The sequence below is a fragment of the Promicromonospora iranensis genome (assembly GCF_028994775.1).
GTDB classification, from domain to species: Bacteria; Actinomycetota; Actinomycetes; order Actinomycetales; family Cellulomonadaceae; genus Promicromonospora; species Promicromonospora iranensis_A.
On the sequence record NZ_JAJQMN010000032.1, the window covers coordinates 1 to 918 of the forward strand.

Sequence of the window (918 nt, forward strand, 5' to 3'; positions counted from 1 at the left end):
TTTAGCCTTGCGGCCGTACTCCCCAGGCGGGGCACTTAATGCGTTAGCTGCGGCACAGAACGAGTGGAACCCGCCCCACACCTAGTGCCCAACGTTTACGGCATGGACTACCAGGGTATCTAATCCTGTTCGCTCCCCATGCTTTCGCTCCTCAGCGTCAGTAACTGCCCAGAGACCTGCCTTCGCCATCGGTGTTCCTCCTGATATCTGCGCATTCCACCGCTACACCAGGAATTCCAGTCTCCCCTACAGCACTCTAGTCTGCCCGTACCCGATGCAAGCCCACAGTTGAGCCATGGGATTTCACACCAGACGCGACAGACCGCCTACGAGCTCTTTACGCCCAATAATTCCGGACAACGCTTGCGCCCTACGTATTACCGCGGCTGCTGGCACGTAGTTAGCCGGCGCTTCTTCTGCAGGTACCGTCACTTTCGCTTCTTCCCTGCTGAAAGAGGTTTACAACCCGAAGGCCGTCATCCCTCACGTGGCGTCGCTGCATCAGGCTTTCGCCCATTGTGCAATATTCCCCACTGCTGCCTCCCGTAGGAGTCTGGGCCGTGTCTCAGTCCCAGTGTGGCCGGTCGCCCTCTCAGGCCGGCTACCCGTCGACGCCTTGGTAGGCCATTACCCCACCAACAAGCTGATAGGCCGCGAGCCCATCCCCCACCGAAAAACTTTCCAACACCCGCCATGCGACAAGTGTTCATATCCGGTATTAGACCTCGTTTCCAAGGCTTATCCCGAAGTAGGGGGCAGGTTGCTCACGTGTTACTCACCCGTTCGCCACTGATCCACCCAGCAAGCTGGGCTTCACCGTTCGACTTGCATGTGTTAAGCACGCCACCAGCGTTCGTCCTGAGCCAGGATCAAACTCTCCGTAAAAGAGAAACATCCACACCCACCCAAAAGGCGAGC

General features: G+C 57.8%; 1 rRNA gene. It reads right to left on the minus strand.

Annotation, left to right across the window (positions count from 1 at the left end):
- Positions 1-885, minus strand: a 16S ribosomal RNA gene (locus LUU90_RS26375); the annotation flags it as partial.
- Between the last annotated feature and the right edge of the window lie 33 nt (positions 886-918).